Origin of the sequence: Corynebacterium sp. AOP12-C2-36, assembly GCF_052379185.1 — a bacterium.
Lineage (GTDB): Bacteria > Actinomycetota > Actinomycetes > Mycobacteriales > Mycobacteriaceae > Corynebacterium.
Genome location: NZ_JBQSYJ010000032.1, coordinates 1 through 18,182, shown reverse-complemented (window position 1 = coordinate 18,182; position 18,182 = coordinate 1). Strand labels below are relative to the sequence as shown.

The 18,182-nt window shown below is 69.9% G+C and carries 16 protein-coding genes; 5 read left to right on the top strand and 11 right to left on the bottom strand.

Features of this window, described 5'->3' with window-relative positions; all coding sequences use genetic code 11:
* Nucleotides 1–70: 70 nt before the first annotated feature.
* From rsrA to ACT3UN_RS15525, 3 genes are all read right to left on the bottom strand, one after another.
* Nucleotides 71–400 carry a mycothiol system anti-sigma-R factor gene (gene rsrA / locus ACT3UN_RS15535; RefSeq protein WP_441582540.1) on the bottom strand — a complete coding sequence of 110 codons (330 nt, stop codon included), beginning with the start codon at nucleotides 398–400 and terminating at the stop codon, nucleotides 71–73.
* 15 nt (nucleotides 401–415) lie between these two features.
* A complete protein-coding gene (locus ACT3UN_RS15530; protein ID WP_301443427.1) occupies nucleotides 416–1,030 on the bottom strand; it encodes a sigma-70 family RNA polymerase sigma factor in 615 nt (204 codons plus the stop codon).
* 64 nt (nucleotides 1,031–1,094) lie between these two features.
* Complete coding sequence (locus ACT3UN_RS15525) at nucleotides 1,095–1,766, bottom strand: SOS response-associated peptidase (protein WP_444657541.1); 672 nt, start codon at nucleotides 1,764–1,766, stop codon at nucleotides 1,095–1,097.
* A gap of 50 nt (nucleotides 1,767–1,816) precedes the next feature.
* Here ACT3UN_RS15525 and aroA point away from each other — a divergent pair, with 50 nt between their 5' ends.
* A complete protein-coding gene (gene aroA / locus ACT3UN_RS15520) occupies nucleotides 1,817–3,109 on the top strand; it encodes a 3-phosphoshikimate 1-carboxyvinyltransferase (RefSeq protein WP_441582538.1) in 1,293 nt (430 codons plus the stop codon).
* A gap of 8 nt (nucleotides 3,110–3,117) precedes the next feature.
* On the top strand, nucleotides 3,118–4,143 hold the full coding sequence (gene rsgA, locus ACT3UN_RS15515) for a ribosome small subunit-dependent GTPase A (protein WP_441582537.1): 1,026 nt from the start codon (nucleotides 3,118–3,120) through the stop codon (nucleotides 4,141–4,143).
* Nucleotides 4,144–4,155: 12 nt separating this feature from the next.
* On the opposite strand, the gene ACT3UN_RS15510 is transcribed toward rsgA, so the two are convergent.
* Nucleotides 4,156–5,304, bottom strand: a complete 1,149-nt coding sequence (locus ACT3UN_RS15510; RefSeq protein WP_444657540.1) for an FAD-dependent monooxygenase — start codon at nucleotides 5,302–5,304, stop codon at nucleotides 4,156–4,158.
* A gap of 165 nt (nucleotides 5,305–5,469) precedes the next feature.
* Here ACT3UN_RS15510 and ACT3UN_RS15505 point away from each other — a divergent pair, with 165 nt between their 5' ends.
* The gene (locus ACT3UN_RS15505) at nucleotides 5,470–5,973 is read left to right on the top strand and encodes a Fur family transcriptional regulator (RefSeq protein ID WP_301443432.1); all 504 of its coding nucleotides are present in this window, start codon (nucleotides 5,470–5,472) and stop codon (nucleotides 5,971–5,973) included.
* Entirely contained in the window at nucleotides 5,966–8,245 is a 2,280-nt protein-coding gene (katG, locus tag ACT3UN_RS15500) for a catalase/peroxidase HPI (RefSeq protein ID WP_444657539.1), read from the top strand. Before ACT3UN_RS15505 ends, katG begins: the two co-directional genes overlap by 8 nt.
* Nucleotides 8,246–8,341: 96 nt before the next feature.
* Here the strand turns inward: katG and ACT3UN_RS15495 are convergent, their stop codons facing one another.
* Together ACT3UN_RS15495 and ACT3UN_RS15490 are read right to left on the bottom strand one after the other, a co-directional pair.
* Nucleotides 8,342–8,848, bottom strand: coding sequence for a DUF6912 family protein (locus tag ACT3UN_RS15495; RefSeq protein ID WP_441582534.1), 507 nt, complete (start codon nucleotides 8,846–8,848; stop codon nucleotides 8,342–8,344).
* Nucleotide 8,849: 1 nt separating this feature from the next.
* A complete protein-coding gene (locus ACT3UN_RS15490; RefSeq protein ID WP_301443951.1) occupies nucleotides 8,850–9,260 on the bottom strand; it encodes an HAD family hydrolase in 411 nt (136 codons plus the stop codon).
* Nucleotides 9,261–9,300: 40 nt separating this feature from the next.
* Between ACT3UN_RS15490 and ACT3UN_RS15485 the strand changes: the two genes are divergently transcribed.
* Nucleotides 9,301–9,837 (top strand): Rv3235 family protein, encoded by a 537-nt coding sequence (locus ACT3UN_RS15485; protein ID WP_301443952.1) that lies wholly within the window; start codon nucleotides 9,301–9,303, stop codon nucleotides 9,835–9,837.
* A gap of 10 nt (nucleotides 9,838–9,847) precedes the next feature.
* On the opposite strand, the gene secA is transcribed toward ACT3UN_RS15485, so the two are convergent.
* The 5 genes from secA to mtrB form a co-directional block, all read right to left on the bottom strand.
* The gene (gene secA, locus ACT3UN_RS15480) at nucleotides 9,848–12,475 is read right to left on the bottom strand and encodes a preprotein translocase subunit SecA (RefSeq protein ID WP_441582533.1); all 2,628 of its coding nucleotides are present in this window, start codon (nucleotides 12,473–12,475) and stop codon (nucleotides 9,848–9,850) included.
* A gap of 234 nt (nucleotides 12,476–12,709) precedes the next feature.
* Nucleotides 12,710–13,384, bottom strand: a complete 675-nt coding sequence (hpf, locus tag ACT3UN_RS15475) for a ribosome hibernation-promoting factor, HPF/YfiA family (protein ID WP_301444048.1) — start codon at nucleotides 13,382–13,384, stop codon at nucleotides 12,710–12,712.
* A gap of 170 nt (nucleotides 13,385–13,554) precedes the next feature.
* Entirely contained in the window at nucleotides 13,555–14,259 is a 705-nt protein-coding gene (locus ACT3UN_RS15470) for a ComF family protein (protein ID WP_441582532.1), read from the bottom strand.
* A 7-nt stretch (nucleotides 14,260–14,266) separates the two neighbouring features.
* A complete protein-coding gene (gene lpqB, locus ACT3UN_RS15465; RefSeq protein ID WP_444657538.1) occupies nucleotides 14,267–16,006 on the bottom strand; it encodes an MtrAB system accessory lipoprotein LpqB in 1,740 nt (579 codons plus the stop codon).
* Nucleotides 15,993–18,182 (bottom strand): MtrAB system histidine kinase MtrB (gene mtrB / locus ACT3UN_RS15460; RefSeq protein WP_444657537.1); only part of this gene is annotated, 2,190 nt, incomplete at its 5' end. The genes mtrB and lpqB, both read right to left, overlap by 14 nt.

Sequence of the window (18,182 nt, the reverse complement as noted above, 5' to 3'; positions counted from 1 at the left end):
CGGCGGTAAAAACAACCCACGCTCGATCTTTGCCCCTCGCAGCGTCCCCCTCCACCGCGGGCACCGCCCCTTAGTCGCGGTAGTGGATACGCACCGAGGTGGTCACCGACGACTGCAGCGAGGTCACGATCCTGCCCCGCAGTTCGCTCGGGGCCGGCTGCCCGCACCGCGAGCGCAGCAGCTCACGGACCTGCTGCTCGATGCCGAGGGCCTCGAGGCACGAGGGACAGTCGTCCACGTGCCGCTCCAGGCGCTCGCGGGCGTGCCGGTAATGCTCGCCCTCGCAGTCACCGTTCTTCACGTCGATGTACTCGTAGAGCACCTCGATGAGCTCGTCGCATTCGCTTCTCCCGGAGGCACCGCACGGGTTGCCGCTCATGTTCCCAGGGTTGTCGGACATTCTTCGTCACACTCCTCAGTTCTTGCCCGCCGGATGCTTCGCCGCACCGATACCGTGCTCGTCGGCGACGTCCTTGAGTTTCGCGCGCAGCTGCCGTCGACCCCGGTGCAGCCGGCTCATGACCGTGCCGATCGGGGTGTCCATGATCTCGGCGATCTCCTTGTACGGCAGTTGTTCGACGTCCGCGTAGTACACGACCATGCGGTAGTCGTCCGACAGGGACATCAGGGCGTCCTGGATCCTCTTGTCGGGGATGCGGCGCAGGGCCTCGATCTCGGCGGACTGCAGGCCCGTCGAGTCGTGGGACGCCGAATCCGCCAGCTGCCAGTCGGTGACCTCCTCATCGGAGGTCTCCTTGGGGCGCCGCTGCGCCTTGCGGTACTGGTTGATGTAGGTGTTGGTGAGGATGCGGTACATCCACGCCTTCAGGTTGGTGCCGGGCCGGTAGGAACCGAACGCCTGGAACGCCTTCATGTAGGCGTCCTGGACCAGGTCCTGGGCATCCGCGGGGTTACGGGTCATCCGCAACGCCGCACCGTAGAGCTGGTCCAGCAGTGGCAGCGCATCCTCCTCGAAGCGGGCGAGCAGTTGCTCGTCGCTGTCTCCGGTGCGCTTGACTGGGTTGTTCATGGGCTCCTTCCCGTTCACCCTGTCGGACACAACGCCGTCGGCGTCCGTCTTGTTCCCCTCCACTCTAGTGCTGCGCGATGAGTTCCGGCCCGTTCGCCGCCACGTTGCCGACGGCGCGGTCGGCCGCGCGCGTGCGCAGGACGCCCCGGACGTCGTCGGACGCCACGGTGGCGGCCAGTGCCCGCCGCTCGTCGTCGCCGCCGTCGCCGCCGTCGCCCCCGTCGAGCCAGGCGACGGACTCGTCGGCGCCGAGCACGCGGGGCATCCGGTCGTGCAGCCAGGCGACCGGCTCGGCGGATGCAGTGGTCACCATCGTGGCCTCCAGCGTCCCGTCCGGCGTCCCGTCCCCGCCCGGACGGCACAGCCCGGCGACGAGCAGCGGCGCGTCGCCACTCACGTAGTGGGGCTGCCGGTCCTTCCACTCGTACCAGCCGTCCATCACGAACAGGCACGGCTCGGAGCCGCGGAAGCTGGACTTGTCGAAGACGCTCTCCCCGCGGGCGTTGAACAGCACCAGCCCCTTCTTCCACGGTGCCCGGTAGCCCCAGGTCGCCGGCCCGAGTGTGGCGGCACCGGCGTAGCGGCGCACCACCCCCACGGTGTGGGTGGGTGCCACGTTCCAGCTCTGCGGCGGGAAACCGTCCGGGCCGACCACCCCGACCTGTTCGCCGAGCAGGCCGGACGTGGTCTCCAGCAGGGTCTCGGTGGTACTGAACATCACGTAGCGTCCGCACATGACACCGAAACTACCTCCGCTCACCCACCTGCGCCCCGCGGCGTGGGATAATGGCGCCCATGACCGCCGAACTGTGGCCTGCTCCCGTGGCCTCCTCCCCCGTGTCCGCGACCGTGTCCGTCCCCGGGTCGAAGTCGATCACCAACCGCGCCCTCGTCCTCGCCGCGCTGGCGGACGCCCCCAGCGTGATCGGCGGGGCCCTGCGCAGCAGGGACACCGACCTGATGGCCGACGCCCTGCGCGCGATGGGTGCCTCGGTCACCGCCGACGGTGACACGTTCACCGTCGTCCCCGGCGGGCTGCACGGCGCCGAACTGGCGTGCGGCCTGGCGGGCACCGTCCTGCGTTTCCTGCCGCCGGTGGCGGCCCTGGCCGACGGCGAGGTGCTGTTCACCGCCGACGACGCCGCGCAGAAGCGTCCGATGGGCGCCACGCTGGAGTCCCTCGTGGCGCTGGGTGCGGACGTGACCGGGTCCGGCGACCCGGCACGTCCCCTGCCCTTCCGCGTCTCCGGACACGGCGGGCTGCGCGGCGGCGTGGTGGAGATCGACGCCTCGGCGTCCTCCCAGTTCGTCTCCGGGCTGCTGCTGTCCGGGGCGCGGTTCGACGAGGGGGTCACGGTGGTGCACACCGGCACGGCGATCCCCAGCCTGCCGCACGTGGAGATGACCGTGGAGATGTTGCGCGAGGCCGGGGTGCGGGTGGACACGGAGTTCAACCGCTGGACGGTGCACCCCGGGCCGGTGGCGGGACGGCACTGGGCGGTGGAGCCCGACCTGTCCAACGCCACACCGTTCCTAGCCGCCGCGGCCGTCACCGGCGGCACGGTGCGCATCCCGGACTGGCCGGCGACGACCTCCCAGCCCGGCGACCAGTTCCGGGTGATCCTGCAGGACATGGGCGTGGAGGTCGAGCACCACACGCACTCCGGTGTGCTGGAGGTCCGTGGCGACGCGGACACGCCGCTGCAGGGCATCAGCTGGGACCTGCACGACGTCGGCGAGCTCACCCCCACCGTCGCCGCACTGTGCGCGCTGGCGGAGGGCCGCAGCCACCTCTACGGCATCGCCCACCTGCGCGGGCACGAGACCGACCGGCTCGCCGCACTGCAACGCGAACTGTCCTCCCTGGGCTGCGGGGTCACCCAGACCGACGACGGCCTGGTCATCGACCCGCAGCCGTTGACCGGCGGGGTGTGGCACACCTACGCCGACCACCGCATGGCCACCGCCGGCGCGGTGCTCGGCCTGGTCACCGACGACGTGCTCGTGGAGGACATCGCCACCACCGCCAAGACGCTCCCGGACTTCGACCTGCGCTGGACGCAGATGGTCGAGGGCTGAGCGCGACGATGGCACGTTCCAGCGGCAGGCGCCACTACGACGAGTCCGACATCCGCGTGCGCCCCGGCAAGGGCACCCGGCCGAGGACGAAGGACCGGCCCGACCACAAGGGTGCGCAGACCGGCATGGTCGTGACCCGTGACCGGGGACGCTGGGGGGTCGTCGTCGACGGGGCGTCGCCGGAGACCCCGCCGGCGATCTGCATGCGCGCCCGCGAGCTGGGACGCACCCCCGTGGTCGTCGGCGACCGGGTCGCCGTGGTCGGCGACACCTCCGGACGCGACGGGACGCTGGCCCGCATCGTCCGGCTGGAGGAGCGCTCCACGGTGCTGCGGCGCACCGCCGACGACACCGACCCCTATGAACGCATCGTGGTGGCCAACGCCGACCAGCTGCTCATCGTCACCGCGGTGGCGGACCCGCCGCCGCGCTCCGGGTTCGTGGAACGCGCGCTGATCGCCGCCTTCGTCGGCGGTCTGCGTCCGGTGCTGTGCCTGACCAAGACGGACCTGGCCGACCCCACGGCCTTCGCCGCCGAGTTCGAGGCGCTGGACGTGGAGGTCATCGTGGGCGGGGTCGACGACCCCCTGGACCCGGTGCTCGACGTGGTCACCGGGCACCTCACCGCCCTGATCGGGCATTCCGGGGTGGGCAAGTCCACCCTGGTCAACCGGATCGTGCCGGACGCCCGCCGCGAGACCGGTGTGGTCTCCGGCGTGGGCAAGGGACGCCACACCTCGACCCAGTCCGTGGCGCTGCGCATCCCCGGGGACGCCGGGGACGCAGGCTGGATCGTGGACACCCCCGGCATCCGCAGCTTCGGCCTGGCCCACGTGGACCCCGACCAGGTCATCGGCGTGTTCGAGGACCTCGGCGCGGTCATCGAGGACTGCCCGCGCGGTTGCACACACGCCGGTCCGCCCGCCGACCCCGAGTGCGCGCTCGACACCCTGACCGGCGCGAGCGCCCGTCGTGTGGCCGCCGTACGCTCCCTGCTGACCGCGCTGCGCAGCAACAACGAGTGGGAGATGTGACTCGCCGACCTCCTACGGCCGGCCGAAGGACCTGCTGAACATCTGCCCGGACAGCACGAGCTCCTGGGCCGGGGCGAGCCACTCGCTCTCGTAGGACGCCAGGGTGTCCGGCAGCGTGGCGGCGGTGGCGTCGGCCATGTGGCGGGCCAGCGCCGCGGCGTCGTCCAGGGACGTGGCGAACCCACGGCCGGTCATCGGCGTGGGCACGTGGGCGGCGTCGCCGAGGATCACCATCCGTCCGTTGCGCAGACGGTCCGGCACGTACTCGTTGATGGGGGTGCCGAGGAAGTCGGTGCGCGAGAGGCAGTCCTCGATCGCGGCACGCCACGGGTGCGGCCAGCGCAGACCGGCCTCGCGGACGAGGTCGGCGAGCACGTGCTGGTCGACGTCGTGCCCACGCAGGGTGTGGTGGGTGACGTTGCCGCGCACGGCGCCGGTCTCGCGGAGCACGTGGTTGCGCGAGTTGTCGTACCAGCCCCAGCCCAGGCGCCGCTCCCCCGGCTCGGTGGACCCCTCGGGGCTCGCCAGCGGGTAGCCCAGCAGCAGGTTGTCGCCGCTGTCGCGGATGTCGAGCCCGCCCGGCCACGGGCCCATGTAGTCCAGGTCGCTCTCCTTGGCCACGCCGAGCCAGAGCACGTAGCCGGCGAACTCGGCGTCCGGACGGTCGGGCGCCACGGAGGCGCGCACCAGGCTCCGGTAACCGTCGGCGCCGACGAGCAGGTCGCCGGTGTAGGTCTCGCCGTCGTCGGCGCGGGCCCACGCCCGGTCGCCCTCCTGGCCGACCTCCACCGCACGGGTGCGGTGGTGCATGTCCATGGTCGGCAGTCCCTCGGCCACCTGGCAGAGTCCCTCGTAGAGGCCCTGCCAGGTGGCCGGGACCTCACCGTGGGCGCGTGCGTCGACCGGGCCCGCCATCCGCACGGCGGCACGCGCCTGCTCCGGCCCGAGGATCGACCTGAGGTCGTCCTCCCTGACCAGCAGGGACGCGCCGGAGGGGCGGATCCTGTCGGCCCGCTCCAGCATCGTCACGTGGTGGCCCTGGCGTGCCAGGGAGATCCCGGTCATCAGACCGGCCAGGGATCCGCCGACGACGACGATCTTCAACGCCTCCCTGGCCTGCATCGCCCCTGTGTCCGCGTACTTACCGTGCTTGCGTAGCATCGCAGCCTCCTGCGCATTCGTGGTCTCGGCGACCTCCGCTGGCCGCAACCCCCTATTTTATCGCGGCCGGCGGTGACAGGCCCGTGGCCAGCACCGGCGGCTATGCCCCGCTATTTTCGTTTATTCAAAGTTGTGAAGTCTCAAAATTAGCGGTAGCGTGGCGGCATGCGCACAGACACGACAGCACCCTGGGCAGAGCAGGTGAGACAACTGGGCCTCCGGGCGACCCCGGGCCGGATCGCCTCCCTGCAGTACCTGCGGCAGCACCCGCACAGCACGGCGGCCCAGGTGCACGCCGGCATCCGCACGGAGCTCCCCTCGATCTCCATGCAGTCGGTCCACAACGTCGTCAACGATCTGAGCGCACGCGGTCTCCTGCGTCGCATCGACCTGCCCGGCTCGGGTGGCGCACGCTACGAGACCAACCTGGAGGACAACCACCACCACATGCAGTGCGTCGTGTGCGGACGGCTCGAGGACGTCGAGTGCGTCGTCGGCCACGCGCCCTGCCTGACCCCCGCCGAAGGCCACGGGATGCACACCGTGCTGTCGGCGGAGGTCACCTTCCGGGCCATCTGCATGGACTGCGCCCGCACGAACGACCCCGAGAACACCCACAACGAGAACACCCACTCCCCGATCCACACTCAGGAGAAGACCGATGACTGACCCGATTTCCGGTTGCCCCGTCGCCCACGGCGGACAGGACCCGCAGGGCGGGCACGCCCCGCAGGAGGCCCAGGCCGAGCGTAACGAGGCCGACGGCGCCCGTCTGCCGCTCCCCACCGAGGGCAACGCCAACCAGAGCTGGTGGCCCAAGCGCCTCAACGTGCGCCTGCTGGCCCACAACCCGCAGGAGGTCCGGCCCACCGACGCCGGCTTCGACTACGCCGAGGCGTTCAAGCAGCTCGACCTCCCCGAGGTGAAGAAGGACATCGAGCACGTCCTGACCACCTCCGAGGACTGGTGGCCCGCCGACTTCGGGCACTACGGTCCGCTGATCATCCGCATGGCCTGGCACTCCGCCGGCACCTACCGCTCCCACGACGGACGCGGCGGTGGCGGCGCCGGTCAGCAGCGCTTCGCCCCCCTGAACAGCTGGCCAGACAACGTGGGCCTGGACAAGGCCCGCCGCGTGCTGTGGCCCGTGAAGAAGAAGTACGGCCAGAACCTCTCCTGGGCCGACCTGATGATCCTCGCCGGCAACGTCGCCCTGGAGTCCATGGGCTTCGAGACCTTCGGCTACAGCGGTGGCCGCGAGGACGTGTGGGAGCCGGAGGACGTCTACTGGGGCTCCGAGACCGACTGGCTGGGCACCAACGCCCGCTACGGCGGCACCAACGAGACCACCCGTAAGCTGCAGAAGCCCTTCGGCGCCACCACCATGGGCCTGATCTACGTGAACCCGGAGGGTCCCGAGGGCCACCCGGACCCGGCCGCCGCGGCACACGACATCCGCGACACCTTCGGCCGCATGGGCATGGACGACGAGGAGACCGTGGCGCTCATCGCCGGCGGCCACACCTTCGGCAAGACCCACGGTGCCGCCCCCGACAACGAGGAGAACGTCGGCGCCGACCCCGAGGAGGCTCCGCTGGAGCGTCAGGGCCTGGGCTGGGAGAACCACAACGCCTCCGGCAAGGGCGACGACCAGATCACCTCCGGCCTGGAGGTCACCTGGACCTACCACCCGACCCGCTGGGACAACGAGTTCTTCCACATCCTGTTCGCCTACGAGTGGGAGCTCACCGAGGGCGAGGGCGGCCACTACCACTGGCGCCCCATCGACGGCGGCGGAGCCGACATGGTCCCGATGGCGCACTCCGACGGTCGCCGCGAGCCGCGCATGCTCACCACCGACATCGCGCTGCGCGTCGACCCGGCCTACGAGAAGGTCTCCCGCAAGTTCAAGGACGACCAGGCCGCGCTCAGCGACGCCTTCGCCCGCGCCTGGTTCAAGCTGACCCACCGCGACATGGGCCCGAAGTCCCGCTACATCGGCCCGGAGGTCCCCTCCGAGGACCTCATCTGGCAGGACCCGCTGCCCGAGGCCGTGGGTGAGGCGATCACCTCCTCCGACGCCGAGGCGATCAAGAAGAGCGTGCTGGACTCCGGACTCAGCGTCTCCCAGCTGGTGAAGACCACCTGGGCCGCCGCGTCCTCCTTCCGTGGCACGGACTTCCGTGGCGGCGTCAACGGTGCCCGCATCCGCCTGGAGCCGCAGCGCAGCTGGGAGGCCAACGAGCCCCGTCAGCTCGCCGGTATCCTGGAGGCCCTGGAGAAGATCCAGAAGGACTTCAACGAGGCCAACGCCCCGCGCCACCTGTCCCTGGCCGACCTGATCGTGCTCGCCGGCAACGCCGCCGTCGAGAAGGCCGCCGCGGACGCCGGTGCGGAGATCACCGTGCCCTTCCACGCGGGCCGCGTCGACGCCTCGCAGGAGCAGACCGACGAGCACAACTTCAGCTTCCTGGAGCCCCTGGCCGACGGTTTCCGCAACTACCAGAGCGCCGACCTGGACATCCCCGCCGAGCACCTGCTCGTCGACAAGGCCGACCTGCTGGGCCTGACCGCCCCGCAGATGACCGCCCTCGTCGGTGGCCTGCGCGTCCTCGGTGCGACCTTCGGTGACACCGACCACGGTGTGCTCACCGACCGTCCCGGCGTGCTCAGCACCGACTTCTTCGTCAACCTGCTGGAGCTGGGCAACGACTGGGTCGCCACCGACGCCGACTCCACCGTCTTCGCCTGCACCGACGCCTCCACGGGCGAGCAGAAGTGGACCGGCACCCGCGCCGACCTGGTGTTCGCCTCGAACTCCGAGCTGCGCGCCCAGGCCGAGGTCTACGCCAGCGACGACGCAAAGGAGAAGTTCGTCAAGGACTTCGTCGCCGCCTGGACGAAGGTCACCGAGGCCGACCGCTTCGACCTGCACCGCTAGTCCGACCTGAGTTAGAGACAGACGAGAGAAGGCCCGTCCGTTCCGGAGAATTCCGGAAGGGCGGGCCTTCCCCGTGCGCCAGGGGCGAGACAGTCGCTACATCAGGTCGACGAGGACCCCGAGCTCGCGGGCGTCGTACCAGCTCATCAGGTTGTCCTCGCAGTCGCCGAGGGTGATCTCTGCGTCCTCGTCACCCAGGTCGGCGGCGTCGACGATCTCGATGGCCGCGGCCGTCGCCGGCTCATTGCCCTCGTCGTCGACGTGGATGGCGGCGAGCTGCTCCACCGACACCAGTGACGGGTCCAACCGGACCACGGACTCACCCTTGTCCGGCTCCGGGGACACCGCGGCGTCCTCCAGGTCGACCGAGACCACGACGCGACGGTGCGGGAAACGCTCCTCGTCGCCGATGCCGAGCAGACGCAGGGAGGCGCGGGCGGCCTCCAGGAACGCCGCGTAGGACATCTCCTCGTCGTCGCCGGCGGTGTAGTACTCGCGCAGGGCCGGGGTCAGGGCGAAGGCGACGCCGGAGCGCACGGGCATCTGCCCGTCGCGGGCGAGGCCGCCGAGCATGTCGAAGGTCGCGGGGATGAAGACGCGCATCCTAGTAGGTCCCTTCCAGTCCGAGCAGCCCGGAGATCTCCACGATCGCCCGGTCGAACTGCTGGTAGTACACACCGATCAGACCGGACTCCACCGCGCCCTTGACGTTGAGGATCGAGTCGTCGACGAGGATGCAGTCGCTGACGTCGACCTCGAGACGGTCGGCGGTGATCATGAAGATCTCCGGGTCGGGCTTGTCCACGCCGACCTCACCGGACAGCACGACGGTGTCGACGTAACCGGCCTCCTGCCACGTGCGGATCGGGTCCGCACCGGGGCCACCGGGGTCGTTGGAGAGGATCGCCGTTCCGAAACCCGCGTCCTTGGCCGCGGTGAGGACCTTCCGCCACCGGCGGCGGTCCTCCTCCGCTCCGTCGAGGACGCCACAGTAGTCCACAATCAATGCTCGCATACCTCACATTGTGCCACGCCGGGCGCTATCATCGTCGAGCATGGGGGCTCTACCGGGGAACACCGACGCGACGACACCGCCGACACACGGCAGGACGGCCTACGTCCCCGTGCCCGGGTTGGTGTATCTGCGCCGTCCGGGCCGTCACGCGGTGCCGGTCACGCAGGACGCACCGGCGTCTGAGGCGGCACCGGTGCAGGACGCCGCGTCGCGGCGTCCCGGTTCCGCCGTCAACGCACGGGTCGCCATGCTCGTGGGCGTCTGGCTCGAGGTCGTCGACGGTCGCCGACCGGTCTCCGCGCTACGTAAGGGACCGTTCTCCCCGCGGGTCACCGAGGACCTGCGTGGACGGATGCGCCAGGCACTCCCCGCTGCGGCACGGGTGTCTGGGGCGTCCGGTGCACCGTCCTCCCCCGCCGTGCCCTCACGTGTGCTGAGCGTGCACCTTCCCCCGACGCACCCCGAGCGCCTCACCTTCACCGCCAGCGTCCTGCACCACGAACGGGTGCGCGCCGTCGTCGGCCACCTGGCCCGCTACGAGGGCAGGTGGCGCGTCGAGACCGTCACGATGGTCTGACCCTGAGGAACTAGCCGCCGATGATGGTCTTCGGCACCGACTTCTGCTGCTCCTGCTCCTGGGAGGTGCGGGTGTCGGCCGGGTCGTCCACGTTCAACGGTCCCTCGGCCTGCTCCGGCTCCTTGGACTTGAGCTGCTTGCGCACCAGGAAGAGCTGACGGATCGTCTCCTCCTTGATGCCGTCGTTCATCCGGCCGAACATGTCGCCGCCCTCGCGCTGGTACTCGACCAGCGGGTCGCGCTGGGCCATGGCGCGCAGCCCGATGCCCTCCTTGAGGTAGTCCATCTCGTAGAGGTGCTCGCGCCACTTCTGGTCCACCACGTTGAGCACCACGCCGCGTTCCATGCCGCGCATCTGCTCGTCGCCGCCGACGGAGGTGACGGACGCCTCCAGCTCGTCGTACAGCTTGTGGGCGTCCTCCTGCAGTGCGCGCAGCAGCTGCGATGCGGTGAGCTCGCCGGCCGAACCGTACTCCGTGCCGTCGATCAGCTCCGTGGAGGTCACCGACGGACCGTAGAGGGAGTCCAGCGCGGTCCACAGCTCGTCGAGGTCCCAGTCCTCCACGTAGCCCTCGGCGGTCGCGCCGTCGACGTAGGCGGCGAGGGTGTCGTCCATCATGGTGCGCACGTTGGAGGCGATGTCCTCGCCCTCCAGGATCTGGCGGCGCTCACGGTAGATGACCTTGCGCTGCTCGTTGAGGACCTCGTCGTACTTCAGGACGTTCTTGCGCATCTCGAAGTTGGAGTTCTCCACCTGCGACTGCGCGCCCTTGATGGCGTTGGTGACCATCTTCGAGTCGATCGGCATGTCGTCCGGCACGTTCAGCCGGGTCATGAGGTTCTCCATGGTCTGCCCCACGAAGCGGGTCATCAGGTCGTCGCGCATCGACAGGTAGAACCGGGTCTCGCCCGGGTCACCCTGGCGGGCCGAACGGCCACGCAGCTGGTTGTCGATACGACGCGACTCGTGGCGCTCGGTGGCCAGCACGTACAGACCGCCGACCTCGGAGACCTTCTCGGCCTCCTCCTTCGACTTGGCGCGGGCCTTGACGATCTCCTCGTCCCAGGCCTCCTGGTAGGCCTCCGGGTCCTCGACCGGGTCCAGACCGCGCTCACGCAGGGTGAGGTCGCAGATGATGTCCGGGTTACCGCCGAGCACGATGTCGGTACCACGACCGGCCATGTTCGTCGCCACGGTCACGGCCTTGAGCCGACCCGCCTGGGCAACGAACTCCGCCTCCTTCTCGTGCTGCTTGGCGTTGAGCACGTTGTGGCGGATGTGCCGGGCCTGCAGCAGCTTCGACAGGTACTCCGAACGCTCCACCGAGGTGGTGCCGACCAGGACCGGCTGGCCCTTCTCGACACGCTCGGCGATGTCGTCGGCCACGGCCTCGAACTTCGCCTCCTGCGTCTTGTACACCAGGTCGATGTTGTCGTGACGCTGGTTGGGCTTGTTCGTGGGGATCGCCGCCACGTCCAGCTTGTAGATCGACTTCAGCTCCGCGGCCTCGGTCTCGGCCGTACCGGTCATGCCGGCCAGCTTGTCGTACAGGCGGAAGTAGTTCTGCAGGGTCACCGTGGCCAGGGTCTGGTTCTCGTTCTTGATCTCCACACCCTCCTTCGCCTCGATGGCCTGGTGCATGCCCTCGTTGTACCGGCGGCCGTCGAGGATGCGGCCGGTGAACTCGTCGACGATGACGACCTCGCCCTTACGCACGATGTAGTCCTTGTCGCGGGTGAACAGCTCCTTGGCCTTGATGGCGTTGTTCAGGTAGCTGACCAGCTGCGAGTGCTCCGGGGAGTAGAGGTTGTCGATGCCGAGCTGGTCCTCGACGAACTCCACACCCTCCTCCTTGACGCCCACGGTCTTCTTCTTCGGGTCGACCTCGTAGTGGATGTCCAGCTTCATCTTCGGCACGATCCGGGCGAAGGCGGTGAACCACTGTGAGGAACCCGACACCGGACCGGAGATGATCAGCGGGGTACGTGCCTCGTCGATGAGGATCGAGTCGACCTCGTCCACGATGGCGTAGTTGTGGCCACGCTGCACCAGGTCGTCCAGCGAGTGCGCCATGTTGTCGCGCAGGTAGTCGAAGCCGAACTCGTTGTTCGTGCCGTAGGTGACGTCCGCGGCGTAGGCCTTGCGACGGTCCGTCGGACGCTTGCCCGACAGGATCACGTCGGTGTCCAGGCCGAGGAACCGGTGGACACGGCCCATCCACTCCGAGTCACGACGGGCGAGGTAGTCGTTCACGGTGACCACGTGCACGCCCTTGCCGGACAGCCCGTTGAGGTAGGCGGGGAGGACACAGGTCAGGGTCTTGCCCTCACCGGTCTTCATCTCGGCGACGTAGCCCCAGTGCAGGGCCGCACCACCCATGACCTGGACCTTGAAGTGCTTCTGGCCCAGCACCCGCCAGGACGCCTCGCGCGCGGTGGCGAAGGCATCCAGCAGGATGTCGTCGAGGCTCTCACCCTTCTCGAGCCGGGCGCGGAACTCAGCGGTCTTACCCTGCAGTTCCTCGTCCGTGAGGGCGGCGTACTCGTCCTCCTTGGCGATGACCTGGTCGGCGACCGCGGACAGTCGCTTGACGGCGCGACCTTCACCGAGGCGGAGAATCTTCGAAAGTCCTAGCACGTGCTGCTCGTCCCTTACCTTGTGTTGCACCTGTGGGGTCTTGCCTGAGGCACTCGCACGGCATTTTTGCCCGGGCGCGGTGACGCACCCTGCGAGATCAGTCTTTCAGTCTACCTCCGACACCCTGTCTTGCACAGTGCTCCCGTCCGGCGCCCCGGTCACGGGGACGAACGACGGCGGGCACCGCCGGGGTGGAGAACCACCCCGACGATGCCCGCCGCGTAGGACGTCCCGCTACTCCTGCGGTCCGTCACTGAGGGCGATCAGACCGTAGTCGTAGGCCCGACGACGGTAGACCACCGACGGACGACCCGTCTCCTCGTTGACGAAGAGGTAGAAGTCGTGTCCCACGAGCTCCATCTCGCTGAGCGCGTCGTCCACGCTGATCGGGGTGGCAGGGTGCTCCTTCTCACGCACGACCCGACCGGGCTGGAACTGCTCGGCGTACGGGTCCTCGTCGAACTGGCCCGGGTTGGTGGCGGCCTCGCGCTCCGCCTCCTGGACCAGGTCCGCCGTCGCCTCGCCCACGGAGACCGGTGCACGGTGGCCGGACCGGGCGATCTTGCGGCGGGCCTTGACCTTGCGCAGGGACCTCTCCATCTTGGCGATGGCGGCGTCCAACGCGGCGTAGAACGAGTCCTCCTTCGCCTCCGCACGGGCGATGTGGCCCTTGCCGGAGGCGGTGATCTGGATGCGGTCGGACTCGTCGGTACGACGCGGGTTGCGCTCGTGCTGGAGCTCCACATGGAAGTACGTGAGAGTCGGGTCGAGCCGTTCCACCTTGGCGAGCTTGGCGTTCACCCGCTCGGCGAAGTGCTCAGGGATCTCCACGTTACGACCGGTGATCTCCACCTGTGCCTCCGGAGCAGCACCCTCTGCCGTGATGTCCTGCTGGTTCTGGACGGTCATACTCATCCTCCCGGTCTCCGAGCCGCCTGCCACCGGTGAACCGGATTGTCCACCGAGCACATTCCTGGCGACATCTTCCCTCCCGATAGTACCGACGATCCGGGGCTCGCGGTGGGCCGTGGGGGCAGCTACGGGGGCAGCGGCTGGACAGCTACGGGGACACCCCCACCTCACGCCTGCGCAAGCACCACCGCCACCGCGGGAACCACCCCGCGGGCGGCCAGCGCGGTGGCGAAACGTGCCACCGTTGCCCCGGTGGTCGTGACGTCGTCGACGATGCACGCGACCGCCCCGGGTGTCCTGAGCAGACGCCCCGCGCGCCGCACGGCGACGTCGTCGATGTGCAGGTTGGACGCGATGTTCGCCTGCCGCTCACCACGTCCCAGCCCCACCGAGTCGCGGGTGCCGGACGCCAGCGTCGCCGTGGCCACGACGTGGGTCCCCCCGCCCAGGTCGCGTGCGGCGACGACGGCGGACCGTTCGACGACGCACCCGCCGCGGTCACGCGCCGCCCGGCGCGTCGTCGGTGCCGGCAGCAGCACCACCGGCGCGAGACGTGGATCGGCGACCAGCCCCCGTGCGACCAGGTGCCGGACGGTGCCGGCGAGCACCGCACCCGCCACCTGCACCGCCTCCGGGCGCAGGTGCTCCTTGGCCGCCAGGACGACCCCGCGGTACGCCCCGCCGTAGGGGCCTGCGGCGAAGACCGGCGGCGAGGCCGTGTCCGCCACCCGCGTCGGCTCACCGCGCAACTGCAGCGCGCAGACCCGGCACAACGCCACCCCGGCCACCGCCCGGGGCGTCCCCGCCCTGCCGCAGGCCAGGCAGTCCTCCCGCCACACCAGGCCGGTGAGCTCCCCCAGCAGTTCCCCCATACGCCCCCTACTTCGTCGGGACCGGGACGGCGCGGGCACCCTGCAGCGCCGGCACCTCGCGCCAGAACCTGGCCTCGGAGTCCCCGACGTCGAGCTGCAGCATCGCCCGCGAGTCCAGGATGTACTGGATGCGTCCGGCCGACCCCACCGCCACGACGGGCGCGGTGATGTTCCGGCTCGACAACGGCGTCGCCTCGGACCCGTCGACGGTGACGACCCACACCGGGGCGTCGTTGGCGCGGGTGCCGACCAGCAGCGTCCCGTCCTCGCGCCACTCCACCGACAGGGCGGTGTCGCCGACGCGCTGACCGACCTCCATCGGCGTGCCGAGCACGATCTCCCCGTCCTCGTCGTGCTGCAGCACGGCGACGAACAGACGGCCGTTGTTCAGCATCGCCGTCCGGGTCCCGTCGCGCGAGACGGTGAACACGCTGATGCGCGGGTCGTTGATGTCGAGGGAGTCCAGTGAGGAGGTGTCCACCGTGGACTCGTCCATCTGGATGCCCGAGCCGCTGGGCACCAGCCGGTGGACGCGGCGGCCGTCGGCGACCACGTAGAGACTCTGCGAGTCGCCGCTCCACGACGGACGCGACAGCGAGCGCGCGGACATCACCGTGACCGGGTCGCCGCCCACGTCGCCGACGAGCAGCGAGCGCTCACCGTCGCCGCGGCCGCTGACCGCCGCGATGCGTCCGTCCGTCCGGCACGTCGCCGCGGACTCCAGCTCGCCGGAGGACGTCCACCCCGGCAACGTCACACCGGAGTCGCCGTCGACCTCCACCAGGGCGCCGTCGCGCAGGGCGCGCAGCGGCTCGTCGACCGTCGCCTCCGGGTCGAAGTCCGAGACGTCGGACAGCGTCCACTCCTCCCGGCCGTCGTCGGTGATCGACATACCGTCGGCGAGGATCCGGTACGGACCGCGCACGTCGGACTTCGCCAGCGTCCAGACCAGCTGGGCGGCGAGGACCTCCCGGTCGTCGACGGAGAGGTCCGTGATGCCGGTGACGTCCACGGTGAACGTCCCGTCCTCCTCCACGGCGGCCTGGATACCGTTACCCGAGGGGAACGCCGTCTCCACGGCGTTCTGCAGCTGGTTGCGCGGCCCGCCGGCCAGCAGGGACACCAGGGAGAAGCCGATGTTCTCCTGACGGTTGTAGATCCACCGCCGGTCCGGGACCAGGAAACGCTTCGTGGGGTCGAGGTAGTAGAGGTCGTGGGCCTGGTACGCGCCGACGAAGTCGCTGCGGTCCAGCACCACCCCGTCCGGCAGGTCGGAGAGCCGCCAACCGGTGTCGCCGCGCTCCAGGGTCACCTCCTCCTCGTACGGGCTGTTCTCCGGCTGGTACACGCCGCCGGAACCCAGCCGCCCGACGACGGTGCCACGCACCACGTAGGTCACCTCGTCGCCGGAGACCCCGCCGGTGGCGTTGAGGTCCAGGCGGTCGAGGATCAGCGTGGAGGTGCTGTCCTCCCAGCCGTCCGCCGCGGAGGCCGTGAGGAACTCCTTGGCCGCCTGCCGGTTGTTCGCCTGGTAGGTCGAGGCAAGGTAGAAGTCCCGCAGCAGCAGGTCCGGCGGCTGCTCCTCCGAGGGGGTGGGCAGGTTGCTGGCGTCCGGCGCCGAGACGTAGGACGACACCGCCTCCGGCGTCGACTCCCCCGGCAACGTCGTGCACGCCACCAGCCCGCCGGCCAACGCCGCCGTGCCCAGCAGCGCCACCACCTGGCGCACCGCGTCAGTTCTTCGCATCGTCTTCACCGTCATCACCTGACTCCTCACCGTCGGGGCCGAACGCCGAGTCCATGTCCTCCGCCTCCTGCAGGGCCGTACGAAGCTCCTCCTCGGTCAGCCCCTCGAAGGCGCTGAGGTCCACGTCCGAGGACCCCACCGAGCCCGCCGTCACGTCGACCGAGTCGAAACGGTCCGCCGGGGCCGGTTCCTCCTGCTCCACCTCGGGAGCAGCGCCGGGAGCAGCGTCGGACGCCACGTCCACGATCCCGGCTTCTCCGGCCTCCACGGCAACGTCCGTCACCACCATCTCGGTGACCTCCAGCGGCAGCGGCGAGGTGCGGACCTCCTGGCCGGGACGGCGCGGCAAGGTCAGCCGGAAGCAGGCACCCACACCCAGCTCGCCGGTCGCCTCCAGGCGTCCGCCGTGCAGCTGGGCGTCCTCCTTCGCGATCGCCAGCCCCAGGCCGGTACCGCCGGTCTTGCGCTCACGCGAGGGGTCGGAGCGCCAGAACCGGTTGAACACCAGGTCCGCCTCGCCGGGCTTCAGCCCCATCCCGTGGTCCACCACCGTCACCGCCAACGACTCCGCACCGACCCGCATCGTGACACGCACCGGACGTCCCTCGCTGTGGTCGATGGCGTTGGCCAGCAGGTTACGCAGGATGCGTTCGACCCGTCGGGAGTCGACCTCCTCCATCACCGGCTCGTCCGGCAGGTCCAGCTGGATCTCGCTGCCGACCTCCTCGGCCAGGGCACGCAGCTGCCCCATCGTGGACTTCACCACGCCACGGACGTCGATGAGCTCACGCGACAGGTTCGCCACACCGGCGTCGTGCCGGGAGATCTCCAGCAGGTCACCGAGCAGCATCTCGAACCGGTCCAGTTCGGCGTTCATCAGCTCCGAGGCCCGACGGGTCACCGGGTCGAGGTCCTCCGAGTTCGCGTGGATCAGGTCCGCGGCCATACGCACCGTGGTCAACGGGGTGCGCAGCTCGTGTGAGACGTCCGAGGTGAACTGCTGCTGCAGCGAACCGAACTCCTCGAGCTGGCGGATCTGGTACGACAGGTTCTCCGCCATCTCGTTGAAGCTGATCGCCAGACGCGCCACCTCGTCCTGCCCGTCGACCGCCATACGCTCACGCATGTGGCCGGCGGCGAAACGCTCGGCGATGCGCGAGGCGGTGCGCACCGGCACCGTGAGCTGCTGGGAGAACACCCAGGCGATGACCACGAGCAGCACCATGAGCACCACGGCACCGGCGAGCAGGAGCCCGCGCATCAGCGCCATGGTGGACTCCTCGTTGTCCAGCGGCATCACCAGGTACAGCTCCAGGCCCTGGATGTCCGACTCCACCGGGGAGCCGATGACCAGGGCCTTGAAGGAGCCGCCGGAACCGTCCACGGTGGTGTACTGCACCGAGACCTGCCCCTGACGCACGAAGTCACGCAGGCTCTCCGGCACCGGGTTGACCTCCGGGCTGGAGATGTCCCCGCCGGTCAGGTCCGAGGCGATGATCACCGGCTCGTAGACCGTGCCGGTGGAGCCCTGCTCCGAGTCCGCGGTGCGGTCACTCAGCGCGGCGCGGGCGTTGTTGATCCTCAACTGCGGCGACGACGCCGAGTCGGTGTTGCGGATCTGCTCCTCGACGATGCTGCGGGCCCGGTCGATCTCGTCGGTGGCGGCGTTGTACTTGGCGTCCAGCAGCTGCTGGCCGACGAAACTGGTCAGCACGAAACCCAACGCCATGATCACCAGCAACGACGAGGCGAAGACACTGCCGATCACCCGCAGCTGGATGGAGGTGCGCCAGCGCTGGGCTAGCTTCTCGGAGAACTTGCGGGCGAACTGCACCGGGCGGCGCAGGAAGATGCGCATCGCCTCGACCACGCCGATGTCGCCGAGCTCGCCGCGAGGCGCACGACGCGGGTCGGCCTCACCGTCGCCGCCATGGCGGTCGGAGCGGCCGCGGCCGCGGCGTCCGTCCCCGTCCTTCGCGACGGGCAGGACGTCGCGACCCAGGCGGCCGGCCTCGGTCGTGCCGTCGGCGGTGCCGTCGCCGGCCTCGCCGGACTGGCCGGGCTGGGCGTCCGGTGCGTCCGGCACCGTCCCGCCGACCTGAGCGTCCAGGGCGCTCTCGGCGTCCTGCGGGTTCCGGGCGCTGTCCCGTGACTTACGTGCCATGGGTCCGGTGTC